This is a genomic window from Ohtaekwangia sp. (assembly GCF_036568665.1).
In the GTDB taxonomy this organism is placed as follows: domain Bacteria; phylum Bacteroidota; class Bacteroidia; order Cytophagales; family Cyclobacteriaceae; genus Ohtaekwangia.
Genome location: NZ_DATCSD010000159.1, coordinates 1 through 6,250, shown reverse-complemented (window position 1 = coordinate 6,250; position 6,250 = coordinate 1). Strand labels below are relative to the sequence as shown.

General features: G+C 40.6%; 7 protein-coding genes. 4 read left to right on the top strand and 3 right to left on the bottom strand.

Annotated features, from left to right (window positions below; translation table 11 throughout):
- Positions 1-18 precede the first annotated feature (18 nt).
- Together VIN08_RS09240 and VIN08_RS09235 are read right to left on the bottom strand one after the other, a co-directional pair.
- Positions 19-243, bottom strand: coding sequence for a hypothetical protein (locus VIN08_RS09240; protein WP_331963545.1), 225 nt, complete (start codon positions 241-243; stop codon positions 19-21).
- 98 nt (positions 244-341) lie between these two features.
- The gene (locus VIN08_RS09235) at positions 342-722 is read right to left on the bottom strand and encodes a response regulator (RefSeq protein ID WP_331963542.1); all 381 of its coding nucleotides are present in this window, start codon (positions 720-722) and stop codon (positions 342-344) included.
- A 213-nt stretch (positions 723-935) separates the two neighbouring features.
- Between VIN08_RS09235 and VIN08_RS09230 the strand changes: the two genes are divergently transcribed.
- The 4 genes from VIN08_RS09230 (at position 936) to VIN08_RS09215 (ending at position 6,019) form a co-directional block, all read left to right on the top strand.
- On the top strand, positions 936-1,511 hold the full coding sequence (locus tag VIN08_RS09230) for a pentapeptide repeat-containing protein (protein WP_331963539.1): 576 nt from the start codon (positions 936-938) through the stop codon (positions 1,509-1,511).
- Between the two features lie 431 nt (positions 1,512-1,942).
- Entirely contained in the window at positions 1,943-3,973 is a 2,031-nt protein-coding gene (locus tag VIN08_RS09225; RefSeq protein ID WP_331963536.1) for a PAS domain-containing sensor histidine kinase, read from the top strand.
- 94 nt (positions 3,974-4,067) lie between these two features.
- Entirely contained in the window at positions 4,068-4,826 is a 759-nt protein-coding gene (locus VIN08_RS09220) for an AraC family transcriptional regulator (protein ID WP_331963533.1), read from the top strand.
- A gap of 2 nt (positions 4,827-4,828) precedes the next feature.
- On the top strand, positions 4,829-6,019 hold the full coding sequence (locus VIN08_RS09215) for an NAD(P)/FAD-dependent oxidoreductase (protein ID WP_331963531.1): 1,191 nt from the start codon (positions 4,829-4,831) through the stop codon (positions 6,017-6,019).
- Positions 6,020-6,081: 62 nt separating this feature from the next.
- On the opposite strand, the gene VIN08_RS09210 is transcribed toward VIN08_RS09215, so the two are convergent.
- Positions 6,082-6,240, bottom strand: coding sequence for a GIY-YIG nuclease family protein (locus VIN08_RS09210; protein WP_331963548.1), 159 nt, complete (start codon positions 6,238-6,240; stop codon positions 6,082-6,084).
- Positions 6,241-6,250 lie beyond the last annotated feature (10 nt).

Here is a 6,250-nt window from a genome sequence, read left to right as displayed (position 1 = left end):
ATATTACGAACGAAAAATTCAAAACTCTGTAAATTCCTGGTCACCAGGTCCGTCTTCCAGTTTCAAGTCTATACCTTTACCAAAAGCAGGCGCATGCTGCCGCACATGATTCTCAAGAGTTTTCTTTTTCATGTTGCTGCGTGTAGCCTTCACGATGGTTGTGTCTGAATCAATCTTAAAGTAACTTATAGCTGACTTAAGCTCCTCTGCCTGTGTGCTGAGCTCTTCTGCGTTGGAAGACATTTCTTCTGCCGCCGCAGCATTACTGCGAGAGTTGTTGTATCGCTTTATTTACCTGGCCTGCTCCGAGGTTTTGCTCTACTTCAATGAACCGCTTCTGATTATCGTCCATTCATAATAGCATTTGATAGCTGTGCGAAGAATGTTTCTGCACGGTAAGGTTTCTTTATCCAGGCTGCCAAACCTACCTTCTGCGCTTCGCGCATCTTCTCCGGATCAGATTCAGTCGTAAGAAAAACTACCGGTATATCGGCTACCGATGGTTCAGCTTTCATTTGTACCAACAGATCGAAACCTGTACACTCTGGCATATTATAATCCGAAAGCACTAAGTCGATAATAACTTCACCACTCTTGAGCAATTCAAATGCTTCCCTGCCGTTTGATAATCCAAGCGTTTTGTACCCTGCACGCTCAAGTGTATCACATAGAAAATTCCGGATGCTGGCAAAATCCTCTACGACAAGTATTGTCTTTCTCATTATTAGGGAAATAAATTTTTAGGGAATGTACATGCAAGATATAGATGCAGGTTTCACCATGTACTCTCTACAACTACGTAGTAACAACTCCATTTATTACGGATAAATATCTCTGTATTTGTACGGATGAAAATCGATATAACACATTTAACGGTAACAATAGAGAATGAACTGTAGAATGCTTTATATTAGTCGCGCTATACATTTTGATTTATGACGCGAGCATATATAGAAGACAAAGATTTTTTGGGGCTTGATTTCAAAAGCAAAAACCTGGAGAAAGGCGAGTATGAAAATTGCTCATTTCGTAATTGCAATTTTGGAGAAACTATATTGACTGATATAATTTTCTCGGAGTGTTCTTTTGAAGCGTGTGATTTTAGCATGGCCAAAGTAATGAATGCTGCTTTCCGCGATGTTACTTTCAAAAATTGCAAACAACTTGGTATACGTTTTGATGAATGCAGCAAACTTCTGCTGTCATTTACCTTTGAAAATTGCGTACTGCACTTCTCTTCCTTCTATAAACTAAAGCTCAAAGGCATTCGCTTCCTGGAGTGCAGCCTGCAGGATATCGATTTTACAGAGACCGACCTGACGCAGGCTATATTTCGAAATTGCGATCTGCAACGGGCCATCTTTGATAATACCATACTGGAAAATGCTGACCTACGCTCAGCTTCCGGTTTCTCTATTGATCCTGAACGGAACAAAATTAAAAAAGCAAAGTTCTCCCTATCAGGAGCGACTGGATTACTCCATAAATATAATATTGTAATTGAGGGTTAAAGATCGCGCAGAGAAGGTGATGTATCACGGTTGCTCTATAGGCAAACATCCTTTTACCTACCTGTAAAATATTATTAGACGTATCAATCGAGGTAAAGTCACCCGCTATAACTGGAAAAATATTTTCAGAATACTTCCTGCGTCTGCTTACAGCTCGTTATCAGAATTTGCGCTGACGTATACTCATTTCTTTACCATGTATCAATCCGTTGGCAGAAACTAAATTGGTTACAGTATATCGCATAAATCAGATTTGATTCACACAACTACAACAACCTTTCTTCGTTAATGTAGCAATCCCGCCCCCTGTACAATTCTTTCATTCATTTATTTTTCAAAACATGAACTCACAGTAATGTAAAACAGTTTGCTTGTCGCAAAACTGGCGTGCCTATTGACCCATCTCCAAACAAATTCATTTTATCTCGTGTATGAAATTCAATCTTTCTAAAAGAATAACCCTGGGGTATATATTTATTATCCTGGTGGCCATCTGTGCAACAACCTATAGCATCATCGTCCTTCATAAAAACAAAGAACTAGACAAACGCATACAAACGGTTTACCTGCCGCTATATCTCTCGCTGAAAGATCTTAGTGTAGCTGTAAACGAAGCTACACGACTTACCAGCAACTGGACCTATCAACCCACTACGCGCGAAAAAAAAGACCTTACGGATATTCTCGACAAAACATATCCGGCATTAAAGAAGGAAATACAAAATATACTCACCGAGACACCCGGTGCGCGAAGGGACTCTATACTTACCACGTTTACTTTGATAGACACATTGACAAACGTGCAACGTGAGATCATGAACTTGCTTAGCAAAGATGATCTCTACGAAGACTATAAAAAGTTTGCCGTGGCAAGTTTCTTAACAGAAGAACGGGTACAACCTCTAACGGTTGACCTGAACCAGAAATTCAGAACTATACTATATCTGCAAAAAGATGAGATGAATAGCCTGCAGGAAGAAAAGAAATACTCCGACACCTTTTTATCCGTGCTACTCATCTGTATGATCATTGTTTTTATCATGGCGTTTATTGTAGCGTATGTGTTCTTTCAGAAAACTATTGTAGCACCTATTGTCAGAATAAAAGAGTTGATTGTTCTGCTTAGTAAAGGAAAAGCTATCCGGGTAAATCCTTATCATCGCAGTGACGAGATTGGGGAGATGATGCTGGCCTTGCATCATCTTATACGCGGCATGAATATAAAGTCTGAATTTGCTTACCAGGTAGGACAGGGAAATTATTCGGAACATCTTGAGCTACTCAGTGAAGATGACAGTATGGGCCGCGCCCTGCTAAACATGCGCGACAACCTCAAACGGAATGTAGAGAAAGAACAAAAGCAGGCACATGAGAACAAGCAACTGGCTTTAGTTGTAAACAATACAACCAACATAGTAGTATTGGCTGATAACACAGGAACTATCGAATGGGTAAACCCTGCATTCTCTCGCATTACCGGATATACTGCAGAAGAAGTTATCGGCCAAAAGATGGAGGTACTTGTGCAGCGTGCGGAAATTAACGAAAACATGTTGAAAGCCGGCAAAACCATGATCCACGAAGGACAAGGTTTTAAAGATGTAGAGTTTATAAACTATACACGCAACGGCAATGCTTATTGGTTGTCTGTGGAAGTACAGCCGGTTGTAAACAAAAGTGGCAGCATCATACAATTTATATTTATAGGTATAGATATCAGCGATCGCAAAGCTGCGCAGAAGGCATTGGAAGATCGCAATGAAGAACTGGTAAAGATCAATAACGAACTCGACCGCTTTGTTTATAGTGCATCGCATGACTTGCGTGCTCCTATATCTTCCCTGTTAGGATTGATTGAAGTGGCAAGGCTGGAGCACAACGTAGAGAATATACGCTCGTTGATGGATCGGCAACAAAACAGCTTGCTTCGTCTTGATCGTTTTATTCGCGAGATTGTAGATTACTCGCGCAACTCACGATTAAAAGTTGATTCTGAGCCTATCGATTTTCAACACCTGGTAAATGCTACTTTTGAGCAGTTACAGTTTATGGAGAACCTCGATAAGATAAAGAAAGTAATAGCCGTACAACAGACCGGTTCATTCTATAGCTCACCTACACGCGTGGGGATGGTGCTAAACAATCTTATATCGAACGGAATAAAGTATGCTGACTTTCAGAAAACTGAGCCACTACTAAAAATACAAATCAAAGCCGATAACAAAGGAGCGGAGATCCGTGTAGGCGATAATGGTGAAGGTATACCGGAAGATGCTCGAGAAAAAATATTCAATATGTTTTACCGAGCGTCTGAGAAAAGCTCGGGATCAGGATTAGGATTATATATAGCAAAGGAAGCTGTTCAAAAAATAGGAGGCACTGTAATGGTAGACTCTGAATATGGCCAGTGGACTGAATTTGTTGTAACGATTCCGGGGCAGAACACAATGGAATTGGCTTAATCCTTTAAAGCAGATATATCAGAGCACTGGTATATCTGCTTTCTATACAATATATTCAGGATGCAGAACGTCTTAATTAATGCAATGCTGCATCATGCTCAGTAACGATCTCGAATATAGGGTAGTAAAACCCGATAAATCGCTTTCTGATTTTGTGGAAAGTTTCTGGATGCTTGTCAATCATGCAGGCATCGGTAAAGATATAGTCGTGCTGCCTGACGGAAGAATTGATGTATTCTTTTCTCAATCCGCAACAAAAGCATTTCATGTAACACTGTTAGGACTTGAAAGTGAGCCTTCGCAAACTATATTAGAACCGGGCATCATTACATTCGCAGTAAGTCTCCGCCCATTGGCAGTTGAATATTTACTAAAGACAAAGGTCGCTGCTCTTGTAAATCACGGCACTATATTACCTACAGGTATATGGGGAATAACGGCCGATGACTTGAATAACTTCGACAGTTTCTGTTCTAAATTATCAAACGTCCTTATAGGCTCTATAGAAGATAAAGTTGATAGCCGAAAACAAAAGTTATTCGAGTTACTATATCAATCGAATGGCACTATACCTGTGGCAGAATTATCACGACATGTATATTGGAGCAGTCGACAGATCAACCGATATTTCAACGATCAGTTTGGACTATCATTAAAATCCTATAGTACTATTTTACGTTTCAGAGCTTCGTTTCAACAGATCAAAGACGGCAAGCTCTTTCCTGATCAACATTTTACAGACCAGGCGCATTTTATTAAAGAGATAAAAAAATTCGCAGGTGTTATACCCAAAGAGCTCTCCCGAAACAAAGACGACCGATTTATACAATTTTCAACATTGCCGAAGAAATAGTTTTGAAGCATCATTCAAAACGAAATAAAGGTATGTTGATCAAAGACAAGAAAATAGCCATAATAGGTGGCGGGCCTGCAGGGCTAACGCTGGCAAGACTTTTACAAATGAAAGGCGCAGATGTAAAAGTATATGAGCGCGACATTCACAAAGATGTACGCGTGCAAGGCGCTACGCTCGACCTGCATGAAGATTCCGGATTAGCTGCGCTTAGAAAAGCCGAGTTGCTGGAAGCATTCCAAAAGAATTACAGACCCGGTGCAGATCTTATTCGCATAACCGACAACGTAGGCCATATATACTACGACCAGCATGCAGAAATAATTACACAAGATTTTGGCCATGAACATTTTCGACCGGAGATTGATCGTGGTCCGCTACGAAATATACTGCTTGAATCGCTTGCGCCCGATACCGTTGTATGGAACAGCCATATCGTAGCACTTGAGCGTACGGGAGATTCCTGGCGGCTTCAGCTTAACAACAATAACACCCTTGTGGCAGATATAGTAATTGCAGCCGATGGAGCCAACTCGTGCATTCGTCCATTCATTACACCAATCAAACCTTTTTACGCTGGCGTTACTATTATAGAAGGCACAGTATACGAGGCAGCAACTACAACGCCCCAAATTCACTCCCTTGTGAAAGGAGGAAAGATATTTGCCTTGCGTGATAGCAAAACACTTATTGTTAGTGCAAAGGGAGATGGGAGTTTAGCATTTTATACCGGCTGTAAAACACATGAGTTGTGGGTAAATGACTGTGGTCTAGATTTCAATGATCACACGCAATTACTCACGTGGTTCAAAGAAGAGTTTGCTTCGTGGGATACTATATGGCATGAACTGTTCAACGGAAACACCCACTTTACTCCCCGACCACAATATTGTATGCCGCTCGATCAAAACTGGGAGTCGCAAACCAACATCACAATGATCGGTGATGCCGCTCATCTGATGCCACCCTACGCTGGCGAAGGAGTAAACATGGCGATGCAGGATGCGTTGGAATTAAGCGAATGCCTGACAAATGAAAGATTTATAAATCTGAGGGCTGCAATCAGTCACTACGAAGATAAAATGCTTAACAGAACATCTGCTATCGCCGCTATAACATTACAACAAACTGAAGCGCTTCATTCTCCACAGGGGCTCACACACATGCTTAACATGTTTAAAGAACATGTATAATTAGTAGTCAGGGTTTAGTATATATAACAAAAGCGATCGTCTCCGATCGCTTTTCATTTTTTTTACAAGTTAAGATACACAATATTGTTAGAGGACTTTTCAGGAAAAGTCACCACGAGCAGAACATTATGAGAAGGTATGCGAGAATCTAAATCAGAAGTAAATCCAATATAAATTTTATCATGCTCTACCGCATGAAGAACGTAAACACAAAATGACATACAACGGGAT